This window comes from Micromonospora zamorensis (genome assembly GCF_900090275.1).
Classification (GTDB): domain Bacteria; phylum Actinomycetota; class Actinomycetes; order Mycobacteriales; family Micromonosporaceae; genus Micromonospora; species Micromonospora zamorensis.
Map to the genome: position 1 here is coordinate 2,289,057 of NZ_LT607755.1, position 20,446 is coordinate 2,309,502.

The 20,446-nt window shown below is 69.4% G+C and carries 20 protein-coding genes; 15 read left to right on the forward strand and 5 right to left on the reverse strand.

Annotated features, from left to right (window positions below):
- Nucleotides 1-195 precede the first annotated feature (195 nt).
- The gene (locus tag GA0070619_RS09670; RefSeq protein WP_088947748.1) at nt 196-963 is read left to right on the forward strand and encodes a class I SAM-dependent methyltransferase; all 768 of its coding nucleotides are present in this window, start codon (nt 196-198) and stop codon (nt 961-963) included.
- A 13-nt stretch (nt 964-976) separates the two neighbouring features.
- Here the strand turns inward: GA0070619_RS09670 and GA0070619_RS09675 are convergent, their stop codons facing one another.
- Complete coding sequence (locus GA0070619_RS09675; RefSeq protein ID WP_088947749.1) at nt 977-1,690, reverse strand: hypothetical protein; 714 nt, start codon at nt 1,688-1,690, stop codon at nt 977-979.
- A 142-nt stretch (nt 1,691-1,832) separates the two neighbouring features.
- On the opposite strand from GA0070619_RS09675, the gene GA0070619_RS09680 reads away from it, so the two are divergent.
- The 5 genes from GA0070619_RS09680 (at nt 1,833) to GA0070619_RS09700 (ending at nt 6,088) form a co-directional block, all read left to right on the forward strand.
- Entirely contained in the window at nt 1,833-2,231 is a 399-nt protein-coding gene (locus GA0070619_RS09680; RefSeq protein WP_088951672.1) for a VOC family protein, read from the forward strand.
- 48 nt (nt 2,232-2,279) lie between these two features.
- Nucleotides 2,280-2,723: an OsmC family protein gene (locus GA0070619_RS09685; protein ID WP_088947750.1), complete on the forward strand. Its 444-nt coding sequence runs from the start codon at nt 2,280-2,282 to the stop codon at nt 2,721-2,723.
- A gap of 182 nt (nt 2,724-2,905) precedes the next feature.
- Nucleotides 2,906-4,303 carry a non-reducing end alpha-L-arabinofuranosidase family hydrolase gene (locus GA0070619_RS09690; protein WP_088947751.1) on the forward strand — a complete coding sequence of 466 codons (1,398 nt, stop codon included), beginning with the start codon at nt 2,906-2,908 and terminating at the stop codon, nt 4,301-4,303.
- Nucleotides 4,304-4,464: 161 nt separating this feature from the next.
- Nucleotides 4,465-5,079, forward strand: a complete 615-nt coding sequence (locus GA0070619_RS09695; RefSeq protein WP_088947752.1) for a dihydrofolate reductase family protein — start codon at nt 4,465-4,467, stop codon at nt 5,077-5,079.
- A gap of 115 nt (nt 5,080-5,194) precedes the next feature.
- Nucleotides 5,195-6,088, forward strand: a complete 894-nt coding sequence (locus tag GA0070619_RS09700) for an SGNH/GDSL hydrolase family protein (protein ID WP_088947753.1) — start codon at nt 5,195-5,197, stop codon at nt 6,086-6,088.
- Nucleotides 6,089-6,152: 64 nt separating this feature from the next.
- Here GA0070619_RS09700 and GA0070619_RS09705 read toward each other — a convergent pair whose 3' ends face one another.
- On the reverse strand, nt 6,153-6,866 hold the full coding sequence (locus GA0070619_RS09705; RefSeq protein ID WP_088947754.1) for a TetR/AcrR family transcriptional regulator: 714 nt from the start codon (nt 6,864-6,866) through the stop codon (nt 6,153-6,155).
- Between the two features lie 113 nt (nt 6,867-6,979).
- On the opposite strand from GA0070619_RS09705, the gene GA0070619_RS09710 reads away from it, so the two are divergent.
- Both GA0070619_RS09710 and GA0070619_RS09715 read left to right on the forward strand, forming a co-directional pair.
- Entirely contained in the window at nt 6,980-7,963 is a 984-nt protein-coding gene (locus GA0070619_RS09710; RefSeq protein WP_088947755.1) for an NAD(P)-dependent alcohol dehydrogenase, read from the forward strand.
- A gap of 127 nt (nt 7,964-8,090) precedes the next feature.
- The gene (locus tag GA0070619_RS09715) at nt 8,091-9,536 is read left to right on the forward strand and encodes a serine/threonine-protein kinase (RefSeq protein ID WP_088947756.1); all 1,446 of its coding nucleotides are present in this window, start codon (nt 8,091-8,093) and stop codon (nt 9,534-9,536) included.
- 131 nt (nt 9,537-9,667) lie between these two features.
- On the opposite strand, the gene GA0070619_RS09720 is transcribed toward GA0070619_RS09715, so the two are convergent.
- From GA0070619_RS09720 to GA0070619_RS09730, 3 genes are all read right to left on the reverse strand, one after another.
- Nucleotides 9,668-10,699, reverse strand: a complete 1,032-nt coding sequence (locus tag GA0070619_RS09720) for a glycoside hydrolase family 11 protein (RefSeq protein ID WP_088947757.1) — start codon at nt 10,697-10,699, stop codon at nt 9,668-9,670.
- Between the two features lie 429 nt (nt 10,700-11,128).
- Nucleotides 11,129-12,271, reverse strand: coding sequence for an RNA polymerase sigma factor (locus GA0070619_RS09725; RefSeq protein ID WP_088947758.1), 1,143 nt, complete (start codon nt 12,269-12,271; stop codon nt 11,129-11,131).
- Nucleotides 12,268-12,675, reverse strand: coding sequence for a YciI family protein (locus GA0070619_RS09730; RefSeq protein ID WP_088947759.1), 408 nt, complete (start codon nt 12,673-12,675; stop codon nt 12,268-12,270). The genes GA0070619_RS09725 and GA0070619_RS09730 overlap by 4 nt, the downstream gene beginning before the upstream one ends.
- A gap of 199 nt (nt 12,676-12,874) precedes the next feature.
- Between GA0070619_RS09730 and GA0070619_RS09735 the strand changes: the two genes are divergently transcribed.
- The 7 genes from GA0070619_RS09735 (at nt 12,875) to GA0070619_RS09765 (ending at nt 20,435) form a co-directional block, all read left to right on the forward strand.
- Nucleotides 12,875-13,330, forward strand: a complete 456-nt coding sequence (locus GA0070619_RS09735; protein WP_269458571.1) for a Fur family transcriptional regulator — start codon at nt 12,875-12,877, stop codon at nt 13,328-13,330.
- Nucleotides 13,327-15,603, forward strand: a complete 2,277-nt coding sequence (gene katG, locus GA0070619_RS09740) for a catalase/peroxidase HPI (protein ID WP_088947760.1) — start codon at nt 13,327-13,329, stop codon at nt 15,601-15,603. The genes GA0070619_RS09735 and katG overlap by 4 nt, the downstream gene beginning before the upstream one ends.
- Before the next feature lie 144 nt (nt 15,604-15,747).
- Complete coding sequence (locus GA0070619_RS09745; protein ID WP_088947761.1) at nt 15,748-16,425, forward strand: hypothetical protein; 678 nt, start codon at nt 15,748-15,750, stop codon at nt 16,423-16,425.
- A gap of 174 nt (nt 16,426-16,599) precedes the next feature.
- Entirely contained in the window at nt 16,600-17,418 is an 819-nt protein-coding gene (locus tag GA0070619_RS09750; protein ID WP_088947762.1) for a basic amino acid ABC transporter substrate-binding protein, read from the forward strand.
- A 76-nt stretch (nt 17,419-17,494) separates the two neighbouring features.
- Complete coding sequence (locus tag GA0070619_RS09755; protein WP_088947763.1) at nt 17,495-18,289, forward strand: amino acid ABC transporter permease; 795 nt, start codon at nt 17,495-17,497, stop codon at nt 18,287-18,289.
- Between the two features lie 4 nt (nt 18,290-18,293).
- On the forward strand, nt 18,294-19,133 hold the full coding sequence (locus tag GA0070619_RS09760) for an amino acid ABC transporter ATP-binding protein (protein ID WP_088947764.1): 840 nt from the start codon (nt 18,294-18,296) through the stop codon (nt 19,131-19,133).
- A gap of 297 nt (nt 19,134-19,430) precedes the next feature.
- Nucleotides 19,431-20,435, forward strand: coding sequence for a multicopper oxidase domain-containing protein (locus tag GA0070619_RS09765; RefSeq protein ID WP_088947765.1), 1,005 nt, complete (start codon nt 19,431-19,433; stop codon nt 20,433-20,435).
- Nucleotides 20,436-20,446: the final 11 nt, after the last annotated feature.

Consider the following 20,446-nt stretch of genomic DNA (forward strand, 5'->3'; position numbering starts at 1 on the left):
CCGGATCCGGGGGCTCTGACGGCGCCGGATCCCGCATCGGGGGAGCGGGCCCGTCCCAACCGGGACGGGCCCGGCCCGTTGGGCGCCGACGAACCCCGCCCACCCCTGCCCCCGACCCCGGAAGTGGTGGAATACGACCGGTTTGCGGGGGGAAGATCGAGCATCGCCGACGTGAGTCGTGACAGGATTGTCGGCATGTCTGCTCGCGCACTGAGCTTCGGGATGGTGGCGGAACAATACGAGCGGTACCGGCCCGGTTACCCTGCCGAGCTTCTCGACCTGGTGCTGACGTACGCGGGTCGGCCGATTCGAACGGCCCTGGAGATTGGCGCCGGGACGGGCAAGGCGACCCGTCTGTTCACCGGACGGGAGGTGACGGTCACCGCGACCGAGCCGGACGGCGCCATGCTCGCCGAGCTGCGCAAGCACGTGCCAGCAGGCGTCCGGACCATGCAGGCCGCCTTCGAGGACCTGCGGCCCGGCGAGCGGTACGACCTGGTCTACGCGGCGGCGGCACTGCACTGGACGAAACCGGAGGGCCGATGGTCGACCATGGCCGCGTTGCTGGAACCCGGCGGCGTGTTCGCCTCGTTCGGCGGGCCAACCCAGCTGGCTGATCCGGCGGTGGCGGACGCGGTCCGCGCCGCCCGGGCGCCCTTCCTGGAGAGCGACGAGGTCCCATCTCCCGATGGCACGCCCCCGGGGCATGCCATGCAGTGGCCGGGCAGCGAACTCCAACGCTCCGATTGGTTCGCCGACGTCCAGCAGATCGTGGTCGAGCGTCGCCTGACGATGAGTGCGCGCGACTACGTCGGGCACCTGTCGACGATCTCGGCGTATCTCGAGCTGCCGACCTCGGAACAGGAGCAGGTCTTCGGCCAGATCATGCGGATCCTGCCCGAGACGGTCGAGCTTTCCGCCGACATCGTCGTGCATCTCGCGCGTCGGCGCACCGAGCAGTAACGCCAATGGGCGTTCAGACCAGGAAGCTCTCTCGCATCCTCGCGCCCAGATTGATGCCACCGACAGCGCGGAGCCCGGCCGGGTCGTGCACGCTGACGGTGTTGTTGCGCCGCATCAGCTCACGGACCGCGGGCGGCAGCCGGGGCGGGTCGTCCATCGCCGCGATGACCTGCCCGGCGCTCAGGATCAGTCGATCGGCCAGGGCCGCCGCGTCGGTGTCCACCCGCACCCGTCCATACTCCCAGGCCGCGGTGGTGAGGTCGAGCACCTCGAACACGCGGGTCAGCAGCGGGTTCGGGTCGGTCACCCGGTCCAGCCGGGGCGCCTGGCTGCCGACCACCGCGACAGCGGCGGCCACCTGGGCGTACGGGTGGAAGCCGCACGGCAACGCGAACAGTGGCCAGCGCAGGGCGTGGCCGGCCTCCATCCACAGCGGCCGGTAGTTGCGGCGGTGCACCAGCAGTCGCCGGCCCGTCCGCCGGTGGATCTCCTGGGCCTGGGCCTGGAGGTCCGCATGGGCCTCGTCGGCGACCTGACTCACGATCCGGGACGCCACCACCAGGCCGTCGTCGCTGTTGAGCGCCGAGGTCAGCGCCTCGACCTGCTCGGGGAACCGGACCTGTGCGTGGGTGCCGTACCGGGACTGGACGTCGCGGAGCAGCGCCTGCTGTCGTCCAGGGTCGAGCTGGACCCGCCTACCGCCCAGCAACCGCCGGAGCCAACGCATGTCGCCTCGTTTCAGCAGAGCCGTCGTGGACGGCGGCAATGCTAGTGCGTCGGGACTTCACCGGGTGCGGACGGGGTGGCTGACCGAGCCCGCGTGTCGTGTCGGCGACGACCGGCGACGCTGCGGCGTGCCACAGTGGTTCATGCCGCTGAGCAGGTATCACCTCAGAGCTTCGATCGCCGTCTCGGACATCGAGCGGGCCGTCGGGTTCTACGAAGGCACACTCGGCCTGCCGGTGCTGCGGTCCGGCCCCAGCGCCCATGTCGCCGGCGGCAGCCGCGTCTATGGTTCCGGCGGCGGGCCGGCACTCAACGTCTACCAGTCGGCCACCGCCGGGAAGACCCCGGCGACGCTGGCGACCTGGTACGTCGACGATCTCGACCAGACCGTCGACGAACTCGTCGCCTCCGGTGTCGAGCTCATCCGGTACGAGCAACTGGAACACGACGCCAAGGGGATCACGCCTCGGGCCGGTGGTGGCCGCATCGCCTGGTTCCAGGATCCGGACGGCAACACCTTCGCCCTCGAAGCCGACACCTGATCCGGATCCGGTGTACGCCCCCGGGACGGCGTGGGTAGTTTTCCTGTCATGAGTGAGGACAGCTTCCGCTCGGTGCAGATCGAGCGCACCAGCGTGGGAAACTACGTCGCGCGCAACGTCCGCGGCGGGTCGATGTCGTTGGGCACGGGGGAGGACACCAGCTTCACGCCGGTGGAGTTGCTGCTGGCGGCCATCGCCGGCTGCACCGCGGTCGACGTGGACTACATCACCAGCCGCCGTGCCGAGCCGACCCAGTTCTCCGTCGAGGTCACCGGCGACAAGATCCGGGACGAGACCGGAGGCAACCGGATGCAGAACATCCGAGTCGAGTTCACCGTGACGTTCCCGGAGGGCGCGGACGGCGACCGGGCACGCGAGGCGCTGCCCCGTTCGCTGCAACAGTCGCACGATCGACTCTGCACGGTCTCCCGTACCGTCGAGCTTGGCTCTCCGGTCTCGATCGTCGAGACCGGCGGGTCCAGCGGAGACTGACCCGCTCTGGCGATCAGGTCGGTGCCACCACCCTGACGATCAATTGACGTGCATCTACTAGAGGTTGATGCCGTGGGAGCGCTCCCGTAACATACCTGACGCGGCCTGTTAACGCTCACAAACCCCCACTTGCAGCGACGACCACCAATGCATGGGCCGCCATCCCGTCAGGAGGGTGCTATATGACCAGATCCAGAGCCAGCAATATCGGTCTGGTGTCGGCCGGCGTCGCATTACTGGTGTCGTCAACGGTCGTGGCTGCGTTACCAGCCGGCGCCGCGGCTGCGGGCTGTTCGGTGACCTACGCCGTGTCGTCGCAGTGGCAGGGCGGCTTCGGCGCCAACGTGTCGGTCACGAACCTGGGTGACCCGCTGACCAGTTGGGCGTTGACCTGGTCGTACAGCGCCGGGCAGACGGTGACGCAGGCCTGGAACACGTCGTTGACGCAGAGCGGTTCGGCGGTGACGGCCACGAATGTCAGCTACAACGGAGCGGTCGCGACCAACGGCACGGTGTCGTTCGGCTTCAACGGTTCGTGGACGGGCAGCAACCCGGCGCCGACGAGCTTCGCTCTGAACGGCGTGACGTGCACCGGCGACACGACGCCGACCACGCCACCTCCGACGACCCCGCCGCCGACGACTCCACCTCCCACGACCCCGCCGCCCGGCACGTGCAACCTTCCCTCGACGTACCGCTGGTCGTCGACGGGCGTGCTGGCGACCCCGAGGTCGGGTTGGGTGTCGCTCAAGGACTTCACCGTCGCCCCGTACAACGGCAAGCAGTTGGTCTACGCCACCACGCACGACTTCGGGACCAGGTGGGGTTCGATGAACTTCAGCCTGTTCACGAACTACTCGCAGATGGCCTCGGCCAGTCAGAACGCGATGAACTCGGCGACCGTCGCGCCGTCGTTGTTCTACTTCGCGCCGAAGAACATCTGGGTGTTGGCCTATCAGTGGGGTGGTACGGCGTTCTCGTACCGGACCTCCAGTGACCCGACCAACCCGAACGGGTGGTCCGTGGCGCAGACGCTGTTCACCGGAAGCATCACCGGTTCCGGCACCGGCCCGATCGATCAGACTCTCATCGGCGACGGTACGAACATGTACCTGTTCTTCGCCGGGGACAACGGCAAGATCTACCGGGCCAGCATGCCGATCGGGAACTTCCCGGGCAGCTTCGGCAGCAGCTACACGACCATCATGAGCGACACCACGAACAACCTGTTCGAGGCCCCGCAGGTCTACAAGCTCCAGGGTCAGGACCGGTATCTCATGATCGTCGAGGCGATCGGCTCGCAGGGCCGCTACTTCCGCTCGTTCACGGCCACCAGCCTCGGCGGCTCGTGGACGCCGCAGGCCGCCAGCGAGAGCAACCCCTTCGCCGGCAAGGCCAACAGCGGTGCCACCTGGACCAACGACATCAGCCACGGCGAGCTGCTGCGCACCAACGCCGACCAGACGATGACTGTCGACCCGTGCAACCTGCAACTGCTCTACCAGGGCCGATCCCCGAGCTCCGGCGGCGACTACGGCCTGCTGCCCTACCGGCCAGGGCTGCTGACCCTCCAGCGCTGACGCGGGCCGAGCAGGACCGGACGGGCGGGCTCGGCGTTCGCGCCGAGCCCGCCCGACCCATGCCACGACATCCGTCATCGGTACGGGTCTGTGGCCGACGAGTTTGGGATGATGCGCCGGTCGATCCAGCCGACATCACCTGACTCGAAGGGACCTCCGCGATGGCAAAGGTCATCTCCACGTTGTTCATCTCGGCCGACGGTGTGGCCGAGATCGACCCCGACTGGCACTTCCCGTACTTCGACGAGAACATGGGTCGCGCCGTCAGCGAGGACTACGACACCGCCGACGTGCTGCTCATCGGCCGCGAGACCTACGACAGTTTCGCCGGGGCGTGGCCCGACCGTGAGGCCGCCGGTGGTGACGACGCCTCGTTCGCCAAACAACTCGGCGACGTCCGCAAGGTCGTCGTCTCGCGTCAGTCGCTCGACCTGCCCTGGCGCAACTCGGAGCTGATCCAGGGCGATCTCCTCGATGCCGTCGCCTCGCTCAAGGCCGACGCGGGTGTCCGAGGCATCCTCATCCCCGGGTCGATCTCGGTGGTGCAGCAACTGCTCGCCGCGGGGTTGGTCGACGAGCTGCGTCTGCTGGTGCATCCGGTCGCGGCCCGCAAGGGCCGCAAGCTGTTCGACGAGGGCGATGCCGCGTACCACCTGCGTCTGGTGGCGTCCGAAGCCTTTCCGACGGGAGTGCTGCGCGTCATCTACGCGCCGGGCGTGGCCCCGAACGCGGCCGGCTACGACGACGTCAAGGACCAGGTGCCGGCCGGAAGCTAGTACGCGTCCCACACCCTGACCCACCATTTAATTAGCCCCATCTATATTGACGTTCGGCCTTGGCAACGACAGGATCTTGGCACCACCCCCACTGTGATCCCGTCTGGGAGACGCCATGAACCGTCCTCGCCTGCCCCTCCTGCGGTCAGCCACCCGGCTGGCCGCACTCGCACTGGCCACCGCCGGCGTGCTGCTCACCGTCGCCACACCCGCCAGCGCGGCCGTGCCCGCCGGCCGCTACGTCGCGCTGGGCGACTCGTACGCCGCTGGTCCGCTGATCCCCACCCAGGTCGACCTGAACTGCCTGCGGTCCAACCGCAACTACCCGTCGCTGGTGGCCACGGCCGCCAGCTCGTCGTCGTTTGCCGACGTGAGCTGTTCCGGGGCCACCACGGAGGACATCCTCTCCGGCGGCAGCGGCGCGCTGGGCATCGCACTGCCGCCACAACTGAACGCGGTCACGTCGAACACGTCGCTGGTGACGGTGCAGATCGGCGGCAACGACATCGGCTTCTCCGGCATCATCACCGACTGCGCGGAGGCGAGCCTCAGCAGCCCGCTCGGCTCGCCGTGCAAGAACCGTTTCACCGCCGGAGGTGTCGACCAGTTGCAGGCGAGGATCGTCGCCGCGACGCCGAAGGTGACAGCGGTGCTTCAGGCCGTCCGCCGGGCCGCGCCGGGCGCGCGGGTCGTGGTGCTGGGATACCCGGCGATCCTGCCGGACTCCGGGTACGGGTGCTGGCCCGTCGTTCCGATCGCCTACCAGGACGTGCCGTACCTGCGGGGCGTCGAAAAGTCGCTCAACGCCATGCTGGCCAGCGCCGCAGGCGCCAACGGCGCCACCTACGCCGACGTCTACACCCCGTCGATCGGCCGCGACACGTGCAAGAGCAGTGGCACCCGGTGGGTCGAGGGGCTGGTGCCCCAGAACGCGGCCGCCCCGTTCCACCCGAACGCCCGGGGTGAGCAGGGCATGGCCACGGCCGTGCTCGCCAAGCTGAACAGCTGACCCGGCCCGCGATCGGTTGAACCTGCCCCGTCGGCAACGGCGGGGCAGGTTCGCGGCTGCCGTCTCAGCGACGTGGCGATGCCCAGCCGCGCTGGTGCAGGCGTTCGATGCCGTCCAGCAGCAGGTCCAGCGCGAACTCGAACTCGAACTGGTCGTCACAGCCCTGCCCCAGGACGGACTCGTCGTCGTGCGACGCCGCCATGGCGATCTCCGCGACATGCGGGAACCTGGCCGCGATCTCCGGTGGTAGGGCCGCCGGCGGTGGGGCCGGGTCGGTCCTGCCGGATCGACCGGCGCGCCGGGAGTCGTCGAAGAGTTCCTGGCTGAAACCCAGAATTCGGCTGCCCATCGCGTGCATCACGTGGTGCGCGAGATCGACGGAGAATCCGCCGGCCCGGAACGCCCCGATCATGGAGTCGAGGTAGGCCAGGACGGCCGGCGTCGCCATGTTCCGCGTCTCGATCGCCAGCGGCGCCCAGGGATGGCGCAGCAGCACCTGCCGCGCCGAGAGGATGCGCTGGCGGACCGCGTGCTTCCAGTCGGCCCCGGGCACGGGCGGGTCGATCTCACCGACGACCACGTCGATCATGCCGTCGAGCAACTCGTCCTTGTTGGCCACGTGCTTGTAGAGGGCCATCGGCACGACGCCCAGGTCCTGGGCGAGGTTGCGCATGCTGAGGGACTCGATCCCGGCCTCGTCGGCGAGCGCGACGGCGGCGCGCAGGATCCGGTCCCTGCTCAGCGGCGTACGGCGCAGCGTCTCAGCCTGCTCAGCCATCTCGCTCCTCGTCGTCGGGCGGGCATTCGAACCCTAATCCCCTTGACAGGTGTACGCCGTATACCTACCGTTCTCTCCAAGGTGTACGGCGTACACCAGGGGAGGGGAGAGGGATGAAGGCCATCGTTCAGGACCGATACGGTCCGCCGGAAACGCTCACACTCACGGACGTGGAGACGCCGGTGCCTGCCGCCGACGAGGTGTTGGTGCGGGTGGAGGCCGCCGCGCTCAACGCGTACGACTGGCATGCCATGCGAGGCGACCCACGAATGGCCCGGTTGGCGATGGGCCGGTCGAGGCCCCGCGCGCGCATCCGTGGCCGGGACTTCGCCGGGCGGGTCGAGGCCGTCGGCGCCAGCGTTCGGCAGGTCCGCCCGGGTGATGCCGTCTTCGGCGACCTCGGTGACGCCAACGGCGCGTTCGCCGAGTACGTGTGCGTGTCCGAGACCCTGGTCGCGACGGCGCCGGCGAACCTGACGCCGCAGCAGGCGGCGGCCCTGCCGCTGGCCGGCATCACCGCGCTCATGGGTCTTACCAGCGCCGGGCGGGTCGAGCCAGGCCACCGCGTTCTCATCAACGGTGCCTCCGGTGGCGTCGGCACGCTGGCGGTCCAACTGGCCACGGTGCTCGGCGCGAGCGTGACCGCCGTGTGCAGCACCCGCAACGTCGATCTGGTCCGGTCGCTCGGTGCCGAGAACGTCGTCGACTACACGCGTGACGACTTCGCCCGCGACACCCGTCGCTACGACGTCGTGTTCGACCTGGTCGGCAACCGTTCCCTCGCGGCGCTCCGACGGGTCCTGACCCCGACCGGGACGCTGGTGCTCTCCGGCGGCGGTGTGTACCGGGGCGGCAGCCTCATCGGCCCGGTCGGGCTCATCGCGCGTGGGCGGCTGCTGGCACCCTTCGTCCGACAGCGCATCGTCGTCCTCGCGGCGGTGCCCGGTCGGCAGCACCTCGACGCGCTCCGCGCCCACGTCGAAACCGGCCGCCTCACCCCGGTCATCGACCGGACCTATCCGCTGCGCGAGGTGCCCCAGGCCATGCGATACCTGGAGACCGAACACGCGCGGGCCAAGGTCGTCATCACCGTCTGACGTGCTGTTTCGCCATCGGTGTCGACGGTGGGGGCGGTCCGGACGCGGCCGGTCGCGCGCACCCACGAGGACGGTCGACCGACCGGGTGGTGCTTGAGATCGGGAAGTCCGGGGTACCGAAAGCTTCATGCCGAGTGTGGGGCAAGTCGTCGGAGACCGTTACCGTCTGGTCGAAAGCATCGCCAGTGGCGGTATGGGCGACGTGTGGCGAGCCGTCGACGAAACCCTGGACCGCTGTGTGGCGATCAAGATGCTGCAACCTCGGCTGGTCACCGACGCCGGCTTCGGCGAGCGGTTCCGCCGCGAGGCCCGGGCGATGGCGGCCCTGCGTCACCCGGGCGTCGCCCAGGTCTACGACTACGGCGAGGTGTCGCATGCCGGAGCGCCGGTCCTCGCCTACATCGTGATGGAATGCGTGCAGGGGCAGCCCCTATCGCAGCGGATCGCCGAGGTCGGCCGGCTGGATGTGGCCGAGGCGATGTCGATCGCCGCGCAGACCGCCCGTGCCCTCCAGGCGGCCCACGACGCCGGGGTCGTCCACCGGGACGTCAAGCCCAGCAACCTGATCATCGAGCCGGACGGCCACGTCGTCCTCGTCGATTTCGGCGTCGCGGTGACGCAGGAGGCGGTGAGCCTGACCGCTACGAACCAGGTCGTCGGCACCGCCCTGTACATGGCTCCGGAGCAGATCGCGAAGAACGAGACCTCTTCGGCGATCGACATCTACGCGCTGGGCGCCGTCGTCTACCACTGCCTCGCCGGCCGGCCGCCGCACCAGGGCGAGACCGCCCTCGCGGTGGCGCTGCGGCACCTCGGAGAGGAACCGCCTCCGCTGCCCGAGGACGTTCCGGACGCGGTCCGGCGGCTGGTCGCCACCGCGATGGCCAAGGAGCCCGCCCACCGCTTTCCGACGGCGGCGGCCATGGCCACGGCGGCGCAGGCGGTCACCGACCCGTCAGATGAGTTGCTGCGGACCGCCACCGCGGCGACCTCGATCGCGGTGCCCGCCGAGCAGCGGGTTGCCCGGCGCTCAGCCCTCGGCGGCGCGGAGCGGCGGGCGCGTCGGGCGGGCAGCCCTGGGACCACCGGGCTCGCGGTGCTCCTCGGATCGCTGGCCGCCGCGGCTGCCGTCCTGGTGTTCGCCGATCCCACCGGGATGATGACGGGCCCGACCGGGCGGCCGTCGACCCCTCCCGCGGTGCCACCCGCGGTGTCGCCAACGGTGCCGCCGCAGGGGGAGCCCGGCCCCGGTGTCGGCGGTGGCGAACCGGCCACCCGTGACTCCGCGGGTCTGCCGGTGCGGGCACCCGGATCTCCGACCCCGACGGCCACCGGCTCAGCGGGCGGGGCCGCGGCGAGCCCGTCGGCGTCGCCCGGTGGGGGCACTGTGGATACGCCCGAGCCCACCACGTCCGAGAGTGCCCCGGCTGAACCGACGGGAGCCCCGACGGGTGAGACGACGGAGGAACCGACGGACGAACCAGGTTCGGATGAGACCGACGAGCCGTCGACCGAGGAGTCGGCGGCGGGGGATGAGTCGGCGGCGGGGCAGACCGCACGACCGCAGGTGTAGGGCGTGTTTCGGAAGCGCTGGCCGGCCTGCGCCGGGAACGCCGAGGCGAGGTGGGGACGTACCCGTGGCACGGCTCTGGCGTGGCGGCCGGGGCCGCCACGCCAGAGTGTGATTGTCAGGAGCTGACCAGGTCAGCCCGTGCGGCAGGTGACGGTCGGCCAGTTCCAGTTGCCGTTGGCCATGATCGTGATCCCGAAGTTGTTGCCGTTGCCGTTCGGTCTCGCGGTTACCGTGCCGCTCGTGCCGCTGACGGAGGCGTTCCAACTGTTCTGCACGCTCTGGCCGCCGCCGAGGCCGAGGCTGACGACCCAGTTGTTGGTGCCGCTGACCGCGACGTTGAGGTTGAACCGGTCGCCCCACTGCTGGCCGGCGGAGAGCGTCGCGTTGCAGTTGCCGTTGCCGGGCGGGGGACTGGTGGTGGTGGTCGGGTCCGGGTTGCTGCCGCCGCCTTCCCGAACGGTGATGTCGGAGCTGCCGCTGCTCTGGTAGCCCTCGGTGGCCATGATCTGGTAGCTGTGGTTGGTGCCGAGGTTCAAGCCGGCACGGGCCCAGGCGTCGAAGTGGTTGGCGGTGGTGATGGTGCCACTCGAGCGCTTCTGCTGGCGGACGCTCCAGAACTGGTAGAACGTCTGGTTGCCGTCGATCGACGGGGCGTTGACCCGCTGGCTGCGCAGGATGTCGTAGGTGCCGCCGTCAGTGGTGACCGTGCCCATCCGGGTGGCGCCGCTGCTCGGGTTGTAGCTGCCGAAGTTCTCCACCACGTAGTACTCGATGAGCGGGTTGCGCGTCCATCCGTACAGGGCGAGGTAGGTGTTGTTGTTGCCCGGGTTGTAGCTGCCCGAGTAGGTGACCGTCCGTCGGTTGCCGGTGGCCCAACCCTTGCCGCCGACCCAGTTGTTGGTGCTCCTGTCCCAACTGCTGGTGTAACGGCCGTCGGCGCGCAGCGTCATGCTGGCGTTGCCGCTGTCCTTCCAGAACGAGAAGAAGTAGCCGTTGTGCGTGCCGGTGAGGTTCGAGGTGAGGGTCCGGTCGGCCTCCGCGTACGCGTTGGTGGCGGTCATCGTGCCGGTGACGGCCAGGACGGCGGCGCAGGCGGCGCCGAGGAGCAGCCGCATGCGGCCACGCCTCCGGGGTCTGGTGGGGATCTCGCCGGTGTCGATCATTAACGTGTTCCTCCTTGTGGCGGCTGGCGGGGGCCAGCGGTGCGATACGGCCCGCAGGCTGTCGGTGGCCCGGGACGGCCATCGGCGTCGTACCGCGTGGTGGTGGCCGGTCGTCCTGCGCGACGACCGGAGGAGTGGGTCGCGGTGACTGGTGCTGACGGCAATTGAGCGCCGTCGATGGCGACCGTATTAACCCGGCCGTCGACTTGTCAACAATTTCCGGAAACACGCTGGCAACGTCGCGGCGACCGGCCGTCTGCCGTGGGAGCGGTATCTATCCAGGTCAGTAGTCGATCAGAAGCCGAGACGCTCTCCCTGGGAGCTGTGTCGGTCGATGAGCACGCGAGAAGAGCCTGCCGAGAACTTCCGGAGACTTTCCGGACCGCAATCACCCGGCGGTCAAAGGGTGCGAGGCAGGCAGGAGCCCGGTCAGCTCCGGAGGGCGTTGAGCCGCGCGGCCTGGCGGGTCAGGTGGTCGCGCTCGGCCAGGTTGGCGGCCCTCCGGGCCGCCTCGGCGTACAGCCGCGCCGCCGTCGCCGCGCCGCCGTCGCGCTCGTGCAGGTAGGCCGCGACCGCCGTGTAGCGGGGCAGTGCGTCGTCCAGTGTCGCGAGCGCCGCGAGGCCGGCGCGCGGGCCGTCGGCCTCGCCGACGGCGACCGCGCGGTTGAGCCGGACGATCGGGCTGTCGGTCAGCAGCGCGAGTTCGTCGTACCACTCGACGATCTGCACCCAGTCGGTCTCCCCGGCGGTCGGAGCGTCGGCGTGCAGCGCCGCGATGGCGGCCTGGGCCTGGAACTCGCCCAGTCGGTCCCGGGCGAGGGCCGCCTGGAGGATTCCGACGCCCTCGGCGATCAACGCGGTGTCCCATCGGCCGCGGTCCTGCTCGGCCAGCGGCACCAGGCTGCCGTCGGCCGCCCTCCGGGCGGCGCGCCGGGCGTGGTGCAGCAGCATGAGGGCGAGCAGCCCCGCCACCTCGGGGTGGTCGATCGCGGCCGCGAGCTGCCGGGTGAGCCGGATGGCTTCGGCGGCGAGGTCGACGTCGCCGAAGTAGCCCTCGTTGAAGACCAGATAGAGGACGCGCAGCACGGTGGCGACGTCACCGGGCTGGTCGAACCGCACTCCGGAGACGGTGCGCTTGGCCCGGCTGATGCGCTGCGCCATGGTCGCCTCGGGCACCAGGTAGGCCTGGGCGATCTGGCGGGTGGTCAACCCGCCGACGGCGCGCAGCGTGAGCGCGACCGCTGACGACGGCGTCAGCGACGGGTGGGCGCACAGGAAGTAGAGCTGGAGCGTGTCGTCCACCGCCGGGGTGGGGCCGGGCGGAGGTTCCTCGTCGACGAGGTCCTCACGCCGACGGCGGGCCGCGTCCGCCCGGGTCGCGTCGAGGAACCGGCGCCAGGCCACGGTGACGAGCCAGCCCTTCGGGTCCCGTGGCGGGTCGGCCGACCAGACGCGGATCGCCTCGACCAGCGCATCCTGTACGGCGTCCTCGGCCGCCGCGAAGTCAGCTCCGCGGCGGACGAGGACCCCGAGCACACTCGGCGTGAGGCTCCGGATCAGTGCCTCGTTCACTCCGTGATGGTGGGCGGCTCGGTCAGGAACGGGCGCAGTTCGAGCCACTCGTGGATCGGCTTCCCGTCCTTTCCGGGAGCGGCGGACAGCTCCCCGGCCAGCTCGACGGCGCGTTCGTAGCTGTCGACGTCGATCACCATCCAGCCGGCGATGAGGTCCTTGGTCTCGGCGAACGGGCCGTCGGTGACCGGCGGGCGGCCCTCACCGTCGTACCGGACGAACACCCCGTCGGGGGCCAGGGCCTGACCGTCGACGAACTCGCCGGTCTGCTCGAGCCGTGCCGCGAAGTCGTTCATGTACGCGATGTGCGCCGTGATCTCCTGCGGCGTCCACTGGTCCATGGGTACGTCGTTGACCCCGCTCGGGGCGCCGCGGTAGTGCTTGAGCAGCAGGTACTTCGCCATCGTCTTCTCCTCGGTGCGGGTGTCGGGCCCTTCGTGGCCGCCTTCACCCCGGGGACGGAGCTGGTCGCCGGTTCTCGACATGGCCGTCCGGATTATTTTTACTCTGGCTCAGGAGCGTGGGTGGAACCGGTCGGACACGGTGGCGCGGGATCGGCGTGAAACTTGATTCGTTCCAAAATAGTGAGCTAGTGTTCGTCGGGTGATGTCCGACTTCGAGGCGCAACTGCGGGCCGCTTCGTTGCGGGTGACCCGGCCTCGACTGGCGGTGCTCGCGGCGCTGCGCGACCACCCGCACGTCGGCACCGACGCCGTGATCGCGCTGGTCCGGGCGGATCATCCCACGGTGTCCCACCAGGCGGTGTACGACGTGCTGCGGGTGCTCACCGACGCTGGTCTGGTGCGGCGCATCCAGCCGGCCGGGGCGACCGCCCGCTACGAGTCCCGGGTCGCGGACAACCACCACCACATCGTGTGCCGCTCCTGCGGCGCGATCGCCGACGTCGACTGCGCCGTCGGCCACGCTCCCTGTCTCACCGCCTCCGACGACCATGGTTTCGTGGTCGACGAGGCGGAGGTCGTCTACTGGGGCACCTGTCCCGACTGCGCGACCGAACGCACGCCCCAGAGATCCGCAAGCTCGGAAGGAATTACATGAGCGACACCCAGGACAACGGCCCCACCAGTGCGCAGGGCGTGGACCAGAAGGCAGCGGCCGGCTGCCCGGTCGCGCACGACTCGGTGACCGCGCACGGCAGCGAGAGCGAGAACCCGGCGATCGACTCGCCGACCCCGAAGACCGGCGGTCGTCCGCGCACCAACCGGGACTGGTGGCCCAACCAGCTCGACCTCTCGGTGTTGCACGCCCACTCGTCCAAGGGCAACCCGTTGGGCGAGAACTTCAGCTACGCCAAGGAGTTCGCCAAGCTCGACGTCGAGGCCCTCAAGCGGGACATCACCGAGGCCCTCACCACCTCGCAGGACTGGTGGCCGGCCGACTTCGGCCACTACGGCGGCCTGATGATCCGGATGAGCTGGCACTCCGCCGGCACGTACCGCATCGAGGACGGTCGCGGTGGAGCCGGCGACGGTGGTCAGCGTTTCGCTCCGCTGAACAGCTGGCCGGACAACGCCAACCTCGACAAGGCCCGTCGGCTGCTCTGGCCGGTCAAGCAGAAGTACGGCCAGAAGATCTCCTGGGCCGACCTGATCGTGCTCGCCGGTAACGTCTCCCTGGAGTCGATGGGCTTCAAGACCTTCGGCTTCGGCTTCGGTCGCGAGGACGTGTGGGAGCCCGAGGAGATCTTCTGGGGCCCGGAGGACACCTGGCTCGGCGACGAGCGCTACGCCACCGAGAAGGAGATGGCGGCTGGCGTCGGGGCGACCGAGATGGGTCTCATCTACGTCAACCCGGAGGGGCCTCGCGGCAACGCCGACCCGCTCGCGGCGGCGCACTTCATCCGCGAGACCTTCGCCCGGATGGCGATGAACGACGAGGAGACCGTCGCCCTCATCGCCGGTGGCCACACCTTCGGCAAGACCCACGGTGCCGGCGTCGCCGACAACCACGTGGGTCCGGAGCCCGAGGGCGCCCCGCTGGAGGCGCAGGGCCTGGGCTGGCTGAGCACCCACGGCAGCGGCAAGGGCGGTGACACGATCACCAGCGGGCTCGAGGTGACGTGGACCGACGTGCCGACGCAGTGGAGCAACCGCTTCTTCGAGATCCTGTTCGGCTACGAGTGGGAGCTCACCACGAGCCCGGGCGGCGCGAAGCAGTGGGTCGCCAAGGACGCCGAGGCGATCATCCCGGACGCCCACGACCCGTCGAAGAAGCACAAGCCGACGATGCTCACGACCGACCTGTCGCTGCGTGTCGACCCGGCGTACGAGAAGATCTCGCGCCGCTTCCTGGAGAACCCCGACCAGTTCGCGCTGGCCTTCGCCAAGGCCTGGTACAAGCTGCTGCACCGCGACATGGGTCCGATCGAGCGTTTCCTCGGGCCGTGGGTGGCCGAGCCGCAGCTGTGGCAGGACCCGGTGCCGGCCGTCGACCACGAGCTCGTGGGTGACGCCGACATCGCCGCGCTCAAGGCGAAGGTCCTGGAGTCCGGTCTGACGACCGCCCAGTTGGTCTCCACCGCCTGGGCGTCCGCCGCGAGCTTCCGCTACACCGACAAGCGTGGTGGCGCCAACGGCGCACGGATCCGTCTTGAGCCGCAGCGCAACTGGGAGGTCAACCAGCCGGAGCAGCTCGCGACGGTCCTGACCACCCTGGAGGGCATCCAGCGGGAGTTCAACGAGGCCGGCGGCGCGAAGATCTCGCTCGCCGACCTGATCGTGCTGGCCGGTTCGGCAGCCGTCGAGAAGGCGGCGCGTGACGCCGGCGTCGAGGTGACAGTGCTGTTCCGGCCGGGCCGCACCGACGCCACGCAGGAGCAGACCGACGTCGAGTCGTTCCGGGTCCTCGAGCCGCGCGCCGACGGTTTCCGCAACTACCTGCGTCCCGGCGAGAAGACCCAGCCGGAGGTGCTGCTCATCGACCGCGCCTACATGCTCAACCTGACCGCGCCCGAGATGACCGTCCTGGTCGGCGGCCTGCGTTCCCTCGGCGCCAACACCGCTGGTGCCCAGCACGGTGTCCTCACCGACCGGCCGGGCGTGCTCACCAACGACTTCTTCGCCAACCTGCTGTCCCCGGGCACCCGGTGGAGCGCGTCGAAGTCCGAGGAGCACGTGTACGAGATCCGCGATCTGGCCACCGACGAGGTGAAGTGGACCGCCACCGCGGTCGACCTCATCTTCGGTTCCAACTCGCAGCTGCGGGCCCTCGCCGAGGTCTACGCCAGCCAGGACGCCCGCGACAAGTTCGTGGCCGACTTCGTGGCAGCCTGGACCAAGGTCATGGAGCTCGACCGCTTCGACATCGCCTGACCGCCTGACACCGACGAGCCCCGACCGATCGCTAGTGGATCGGCCGGGGCTCGTCGGCGTTCACGCCACCCGCGCCACCATCGACGGGCGTCCGGAAAGGCGACTAATCTGTTGCCCCACACTCCATCGATGTGAGGAGATGCGATGGCGCGTCGCACCGGCCGGCCTTCCTACCTGTCGGACAAAGCCGACGTGCGCCATCGCCGCGCGACACGCTTCGTGGCGGTCGCGGGGGCGGTCGCGCTGGTCACCGCCCTGTTGGGTGGGCTGGTCGGCTACCAGGTGGGTCGCCCGGACGCCACCGAGGCGGCCATCGCGACCATCCAGGAGGCCGATGCAAAGCGGGACGCTCAGCAGATCCTGGAGCTGACCGAAACGGCCCGACGCGTCCGCGACCAGGTCGCCCCCGTCCTGGCCGCCATCAAGACGGAGACGTCAGCCGGGCGTGCGCCGGATCCGGGCCAGGCGCGCCAATGGCGGGAGACCATGCGCCAGGCAGCCGAGCCGTTCGCTGACCCACCGTCGGGCACCACCGCCACCAACGTGGCGCGTGGAGGGTTGCGGGCGGCGATCCAGCAGGCGTCGCTGGCCGTCGACGCGTACGCGCTGGCCGCCGACGTCCCTGCGGCGCAGCGTGCGGCCCTGCTGGCCGTCACGGCGCGACAGGCGGCCCAGGCGGTGACGATGTGGTCTGTCGCGGCGACCCAGCTCGACCAGGTCAGCGTCGACGCCGGGCACGGCCATCAGCACGTGTTCCTCGACACAGACTCCCACGAGGGGGCGCTCACGCCGGACGGGGCGCCCGAGGGGACCGGCGGCTGAGCGGCGCTTTGCTGCTTGATGTCTGGTTCGACTGCGGGCGCTGCTGCCGTGGCGGCCGGACGGCCGCTCAAGATCTGGGAGTGGTCGGCCGGATCGGGTACGGTCGCTTATCGCAAAGTCTATGAACCAGATTGGCTTTCTGTGCAAGGGAAGCCGCATCGGAGGGACACAGCCGTGAGGTTCCCAACTGCCGTCCGTCGGGCCGGTCTCGTCGCGGCCATCGCCGCCCTCGCGCTGAGCGCGGGTTGTGCCAAGAAGGACGACAGCGAGGTCCAGGCGAGCGGGGTCAAGCTGGTCGAGGCGGGCAAGCTGACCGTCTGCACCCACCTGCCGTACCCGCCGTTCCAGTCGAAGGACGCCAGCGGCAAGGTCACCGGCTTCGACGTCGAGATCATGGACCTGGTGGCCAAGGAGCTGGGTGTCGAGCAGACGATCATCGACACCCCGTTCGAGGGGATCAAGTCCGGCCAGGACCTGAACACCGGCAAGTGCGATGCGGCCGCCGCCGGCATGACGATCACCGAGGAACGGCAGAAGGTGATGAACTTCTCCGACCCGTACTTCGACGCCACGCAGGCGCTGCTGGTGAAGACCGGTAAGCCGTACAAGTCGCTCGACGACCTCAAGGGCAAGAAGTTCGGTGTCCAGGCGGCCACCACGGGTCGTGACTACGCCAAGAAGTTCGAGGCGGAGAAGGGCCTTCAGCTCGTCGAGTTCGAGGACCTCGCCGCCCTGCAGCAGGCCGTCGCCAACGGCCAGGTCGAGGCCGCCATCAACGACCTGCCGGTCTGGAGCGAGTACCTCAAGAAGAACCCGGGCGGGTTCGAGGTCTCCGCTGAGTTCGACACCGGCGAGCAGTACGGCTTCCCCGTGAAGAAGGACGCCAACCCGGAGCTGCTCAAGAAGATCAACGAGGTGCTGGCCAAGGCCAAGCAGGACGGCACGTACGACACGATCTACGAGAAGTGGATCGGCAAGCGGCCGAGCGCCTGATCATCGCGTGGTACCGGAGGGCGTGCGCCCCGCGCGCCCTCCGTGTCGGTAATCTCCGGGAAGGCAACGAGCGAACGTGAAGCTGCGACGCCGCCAGCGGGAGCGGTTGTCCCTCGGGCTCCAGTACCTGGTCTTCATCGCCGTCATCGCCGCGGTTCTCTTCGCCGCCGACTGGGACAGGCTGGCCGACGCGTTCTTCCGCGTCGACATCATCAAGTCGATGTTCCCGACGATCATCACCGTGGCGCTGCGCAACACCATCCTCTACACGCTGGGCGCGTTCGCCTTCGGTCTCGTGTTCGGGACCATCCTGGCGCTGATGCGGCTGTCCCGGGTCGCGCCGTACCGCTGGGTGGCGACGGCGTACATCGAGCTGTTCCGGGGTCTACCCGCCCTGCTGGTGCTGTTCCTCGTCGGGTACGGCATCCCGATCGCCTTCCCGGAGCGGGAGATCCCGGGCGGGGTGTTCGGTTCGATCGCGATCGGCCTCGGGTTGACCGCGGCGGCCTACATGGCCGAGACCATCCGTGCCGGCATCCAGGCCGTCCCCAAGGGGCAGATGGAGGCGGCGCGCACCCTCGGCATGTCGCACTTCACGGCCATGCGCACGATCGTCATCCCGCAGGCGTTCCGGATCGTGATCCCGCCGCTGACGAACGAGCTCATCCTGCTCACCAAGGACTCGTCGCTGGCGTACGTGCTGGGCGTGACGGCGCAGACCATCGAGATCACCAAGTTCGGTCGGGACATGCTGAACGACCGGGTGAACGCCACCCCGCTGCTGGTGGCCGGCCTCGCCTACCTGATCATCACTCTGCCCCTGTCCCAGGTGGTACGTCGCCTCGAACTCCGCTACGCCAAGGCCCGGTGACCGCATGACGACGACCCCATCCCGCCCTGCCATCGAGATCCGCGACCTGCACAAGTCCTTCGGGCCGCTCGAGGTGCTCAAGGGCATCGACTTCGAGGTCGGCCAGGGTGAGGTGGTCTGCGTGATCGGGCCGTCCGGGTCCGGCAAGTCGACGTTGCTGCGCTGCGTCGACCTGTTGGAGGAGCCGACGGCCGGCAGGATCTGGGTGAACGGGGTCGAGATGACCGACCCGGATGTCGAGGTCGACGCGGTACGCCGCGGCATCGGCATGGTCTTCCAGTCGTTCAACCTGTTTCCGCACCTGACCGTGCTGAGCAACCTCACCATCGCGCAGCGTCGGGTGCTCAAGCGCGGCCGGGCCGAGGCCGAGCGCGTCGCCCGGGCCAACCTGGAACGCGTCGGGCTGACCGACAAGGCCGACGTATTCCCGGCGCAGCTCTCCGGTGGGCAGCAGCAGCGGGCGGCCATCGCCCGGTCGCTGTCGATGGAGCCGAAGGTGATGCTCTTCGACGAGCCCACCTCCGCGCTGGACCCGGAGTTGGTCGGGGACGTGCTCACCGTCATGCGCAAACTGGCCGAGGACGGCATGACGATGATGGTGGTCACCCACGAGATGGCCTTCGCCCGCGACGTCGCCGACCGGGTCGTGTTCATGGACGGTGGGGTGGTGGTCGAGCAGGGGCCACCGCAGGAGGTGCTGGGCGCCCCGAAGCACGAGCGGACCCGTGCGTTCCTCTCCCGGGTCCTCGACCCGACCCGGGTCGCCCAGCTCGGTCAGACCGACCAGTCGCCCGAGCCGCCGGAGACCCCCGGCCTGCCGGCTGACGACCGCCACAACCTCTGACCAACTGATCCTGTACGTCGGGCCGCCTCAGCGATGAGGCGGCCCGACGTCGTTCTGGCGGCCTGTGTGTCAGCTTCATGTCAATCGACGGCCGTCGTGATGTCAAGGTAATCTTCTTGCAATCAGACCCTGTACTTTCGTCGATGGATTACATAAGTTGCTGTCATCCACCGAAAGTCTTGAGTCTTCCGAGCAAAGTTCGCGACGAGCCTCACCCTCAGTCGTGCTACCGCCCCCGTGCTCGGGTCGATGCACCCTGTCCTCGTCGCGTCTTCGCCCGGTTGGGAACGGAGACCCATGGACGATCACGCCGTTGGCTCCCACCGCCACCTGTCCCGCCGATCGCTGATCGCCACCGGCGCGCTCGCCGCCGGGGCGTTGGGTGCGTCCGCCCCGACGATCGGCACCGCGTTCGGAGGCAGCCCCGCCCGGGCGGCCGCCGGCGTCACCAAGAAGATCACCATCTACGCCGAGCAGTTGCCCGGCAACCTGTTCGGCTACGGCCTCGCGCCCGGTCAGGCCACCGTGCCCGGGCCACTGCTGGAGATGTACGAGGGCGACACCCTGGAGATCACCCTGGTCAACACGACCGACCAGCGGTTGTCCATCCATCCGCACGGGGTGGACTACAGCACCGAGTCCGACGGCAGCCCGTTCAACGCCTCGTTCAACAATCCCGGTGAGACACGGACGTACGTCTGGCGCTCCCACGAGATGGTGGCCGCGGCGGGTCGGCGGTACATGCCGGGCAGCGCCGGCTACTGGCACTACCACGATCACGCGATGGGCACCGACCACGGCACCGCCGGTGTCGCGAAGGGACTGTACGGGGCGCTGATCGTCCGGCGCCGTGGCGACATCCTGCCGGAGAAGCAGTTCACTGTCGTGTTCCACGACATGATGATCAACAACCGGATGGCGCCGGCCACGCCCATGTTCGAGGCCAACCTGGGCCAGCGGGTGGAGTGGATCGCCATCGGCCACGGCAACCTCTTCCACACCTTCCACCTGCACGCCCACCGCTGGGCGGACAACCGCACCGGAATGCTGGAGGGCCCGAGCGACCCGAGCCTGGTCGTCGACAACAAGGACCTCAACCCGGGCAGCTCGTTCGGTTTCCAGGTGCTGGCCGGGGAGGGCGTCGGACCCGGGGCGTGGATGTACCACTGCCACGTGCAGACCCACTCCGACGGCGGCATGGCCGGGATCTTCCTGGTGCGCAACGCCGACGGCAGCATGCCACCGGGCGCCGAGGAGGCGATCCACCGGTTCCAGGGCCACACCCACACGCACGGAAGTTAACCGAAAGTGGG

Bases quoted from the DNA above. Each gene is read 5' to 3' on its own strand.
- GA0070619_RS09720 (WP_088947757.1), bottom strand. From the start codon at position 10,699: ATGATCGACACCGGCGAGATCCCCACCAGACCCCGGAGGCGTGGCCGC.
- GA0070619_RS09700 (WP_088947753.1), top strand. From the start codon at position 5,195: ATGAACCGTCCTCGCCTGCCCCTCCTGCGGTCAGCCACCCGGCTGGCC.
- katG (WP_088947760.1), top strand. From the start codon at position 13,327: ATGAGCGACACCCAGGACAACGGCCCCACCAGTGCGCAGGGCGTGGAC.
- GA0070619_RS09690 (WP_088947751.1), top strand. From the start codon at position 2,906: ATGACCAGATCCAGAGCCAGCAATATCGGTCTGGTGTCGGCCGGCGTC.
- GA0070619_RS09760 (WP_088947764.1), top strand. From the start codon at position 18,294: ATGACGACGACCCCATCCCGCCCTGCCATCGAGATCCGCGACCTGCAC.
- GA0070619_RS09710 (WP_088947755.1), top strand. From the start codon at position 6,980: ATGAAGGCCATCGTTCAGGACCGATACGGTCCGCCGGAAACGCTCACA.
- GA0070619_RS09695 (WP_088947752.1), top strand. From the start codon at position 4,465: ATGGCAAAGGTCATCTCCACGTTGTTCATCTCGGCCGACGGTGTGGCC.
- GA0070619_RS09685 (WP_088947750.1), top strand. From the start codon at position 2,280: ATGAGTGAGGACAGCTTCCGCTCGGTGCAGATCGAGCGCACCAGCGTG.
- GA0070619_RS09730 (WP_088947759.1), bottom strand. From the start codon at position 12,675: ATGGCGAAGTACCTGCTGCTCAAGCACTACCGCGGCGCCCCGAGCGGG.
- GA0070619_RS09765 (WP_088947765.1), top strand. From the start codon at position 19,431: ATGGACGATCACGCCGTTGGCTCCCACCGCCACCTGTCCCGCCGATCG.
- GA0070619_RS09675 (WP_088947749.1), bottom strand. From the start codon at position 1,690: ATGCGTTGGCTCCGGCGGTTGCTGGGCGGTAGGCGGGTCCAGCTCGAC.
- GA0070619_RS09715 (WP_088947756.1), top strand. From the start codon at position 8,091: ATGCCGAGTGTGGGGCAAGTCGTCGGAGACCGTTACCGTCTGGTCGAA.
- GA0070619_RS09670 (WP_088947748.1), top strand. From the start codon at position 196: ATGTCTGCTCGCGCACTGAGCTTCGGGATGGTGGCGGAACAATACGAG.
- GA0070619_RS09705 (WP_088947754.1), bottom strand. From the start codon at position 6,866: ATGGCTGAGCAGGCTGAGACGCTGCGCCGTACGCCGCTGAGCAGGGAC.
- GA0070619_RS09680 (WP_088951672.1), top strand. From the start codon at position 1,833: ATGCCGCTGAGCAGGTATCACCTCAGAGCTTCGATCGCCGTCTCGGAC.
- GA0070619_RS09745 (WP_088947761.1), top strand. From the start codon at position 15,748: ATGGCGCGTCGCACCGGCCGGCCTTCCTACCTGTCGGACAAAGCCGAC.